General features: G+C 64.2%; 3 protein-coding genes and 1 pseudogene. 2 read left to right on the plus strand and 2 right to left on the minus strand.

Annotated features, from left to right (window positions below; translation table 11 throughout):
• Positions 1–7: 7 nt before the first annotated feature.
• On the minus strand, positions 8–286 hold the full coding sequence (locus VFZ97_04545; GenBank protein HEX6392685.1) for a hypothetical protein: 279 nt from the start codon (positions 284–286) through the stop codon (positions 8–10).
• A 350-nt stretch (positions 287–636) separates the two neighbouring features.
• Here VFZ97_04545 and VFZ97_04550 point away from each other — a divergent pair, with 350 nt between their 5' ends.
• Together VFZ97_04550 and VFZ97_04555 are read left to right on the plus strand one after the other, a co-directional pair.
• Positions 637–1,044 carry a PLD nuclease N-terminal domain-containing protein gene (locus VFZ97_04550; GenBank protein HEX6392686.1) on the plus strand — a complete coding sequence of 136 codons (408 nt, stop codon included), beginning with the start codon at positions 637–639 and terminating at the stop codon, positions 1,042–1,044.
• Between the two features lie 99 nt (positions 1,045–1,143).
• Positions 1,144–1,515, plus strand: a pseudogene (locus tag VFZ97_04555) (heme-binding protein).
• 209 nt (positions 1,516–1,724) lie between these two features.
• Here the strand turns inward: VFZ97_04555 and VFZ97_04560 are convergent.
• A partial coding sequence (locus VFZ97_04560; GenBank protein ID HEX6392687.1) for a class I SAM-dependent methyltransferase occupies positions 1,725–2,286 on the minus strand: 562 nt, incomplete at its 5' end.

Here is a 2,286-nt window from a genome sequence, read left to right on the forward strand (position 1 = left end):
GACGGACTTATCCCTTCGGGTCACCTCGAGCCGCGAAACGCCGCGTCAACCAACGATTCAGCAGGACAAGCAAGGCGGTCACTCCGTCTAGGAGCACGGCGAAGCCGACGACGACCGGGACCCACCCGTGGCGGGTGAACAGCCAGAGCCCCGTGCAGACGACGGCGGAATAGCCGCCCAGAATCACGTAATAGATCCACCCGTCGTCTACGCGAAACCAGAGGATTGCCGCCATTGTCCGTCCCAGGCGGCGGAATCTGCGCCGGCTCTCCATCGAGTCGTCCATACCCTCACGGTCGCCTGCTCAGACAGGTGGTCCGGAACCAGTCATTTGAACGGATGTCAGCCAGGACGATCGGACGCGGCAACGCCAGAACAAGCACGCAGATCAGGACGGAATGGGGCGGTGCGGCCGGGCCAGGGCGACGAGTCGGCGTCGATACGCGAGACGCTGAGGCCGATGCGGTCCCGTTACGGCAAGCCGCCGCTATGAACGGGAGTCAAGGACCGGTTCTCGGCTTTCGTGCTTGGACCCTAAATCGATCGACAGAAGGGACGACCATCCAATTACTGTGATGCCCTCCGAAGGTCTGGGCTATCGTTTCCCGAGTCACGTCGGAGCTGAGGAGGGGGCAAGTGTTTCTGGCAGCGGATGGCGTCGTATTCCTGGTCCTGCTCGCGTTTTGGATCTACGCGTTGTACGACGCGATCACGACCAATGAGGTACTCGTGCGCAACCTGCCGAAGGTGGCCTGGGTCATCATCATCATCTTCCTGTTCGAGATTGGGGCGGCGGCCTGGTTCTTGCTGGGACGACCGTCGAAAGCCTCCCTCTCCAACGCGGGGGACCGGTACCGGGACTACTCCAACCCGCTGGACGCGGCGGATATGACCGGACTTAACCCGGTCGTCCGCGACCGAGAGGAGAGAGCGCGGCTGCGGGTTTGGGAGGAGCAGCTTCGCCGCCGAGAGGAGGAGATCAAGAAGAAGCTGGCCAACCCCGACGCCGGGTCAGGCTCTGCACCGAGCCCACCCGACGACTGAACCTCCGAGCATCGACGATGGACGTCCAACGCCAGTGGTCCGTCCGCGCCGCCCAGTATCCGCAGGCCCACGCTTTCAGCCGCATAGGCGCGACGAACGGTCGACGCGGCTCTGAGCGAGGCTGGCTCCATGGCGGTCAAGGTAACGATTGCCGTGGTCGACGAGTCGGGAGTTCTAAAGGAGTTCCAGCGCATGGACGGAGCGCCGTTGGTCAGCGTCGAGACTGCAATTAATAAGGCGTATGCCGCCGCAGCCATCGGGATGCCTCCCGACGAGTTCTTCGCCGAGACCGAATCCGATGGTGCAGCCGTGGCCTCCTTTGCGAATCGTCCGGGGTTGGCGTTGATCGCTGGCGGGCTGCCCGCAGTGGTGGAGGGTCAGGTAGCAGGTGCCGTCGGGGTAGCAGGCGCCATGACCGGCGCTGAGGACCGCCACATCGCCGAGGCGGCGCTGCGAAGCCCGGGTGCGTGATGTGTCGTCGGTCATCTCACTGGTCTAAATCGCATCGCTGATCATCGTGATATCGGCCATCGCCGATATCGTCCGACAGCCGAGCTATCTGATGAGTCTGAATATCTCAACAACGTGGCCTCGCGCCCGAACGAACGCGCGGAGATCCGGGTTGCCGCTTCGTCTTGGTGTGCAGATTCTCCGGCTCCTGAGTGGCGCACGAGGGGAAGTCACTCCCTGCTCATCACAGCGAACTCCGACCAGGCTCGCTGGATCGTCTCCTCCTGGGGAAGAGCCTCGAGGTCTGCGATGGCCGGGCCGGCGATCTTCTCGTAATCACGGTCGTCGAGGCGTCGCAGCGCGGACCAGGCCCGTTTGCGGATGGAGTCAAGCTCGTAGCTCGGGTGGCTCGGCCAGGCTCGCTCGATCCGGACGACCTCTCCGGTGAAGCCATGGGGTGCTGCCCTCTCGACAATCGCTTCGCCACGCAGGCCGCGGGGCTGAACGTCGGCATGGTGGGCGTGCAGTCGGTCGGTAAGTTCTCCCAGGATCCTCCCGATCGGATCCTCGCGAACGTGAACCTGGATGTCGCTCACCACAAACTTCCCTCCGCGCCGGACGACCCGAGCCGCCTCCTGCAACAGTCGGTCTGGATCGACCACGTCATGAAGCACCCACACGGCGACCGCGTGATCAGCTCCAGCTGTGCGCACCGGCAAAAGCTGCGCATCACCGAGCGCGACCGACGGGCCGAGGCGGGCGACAGCCCGGCCCAGCATCTGGGGGGACAGA

This window comes from Acidimicrobiales bacterium (assembly GCA_036378675.1).
Lineage (GTDB): Bacteria > Actinomycetota > Acidimicrobiia > Acidimicrobiales > Palsa-688 > DASUWA01.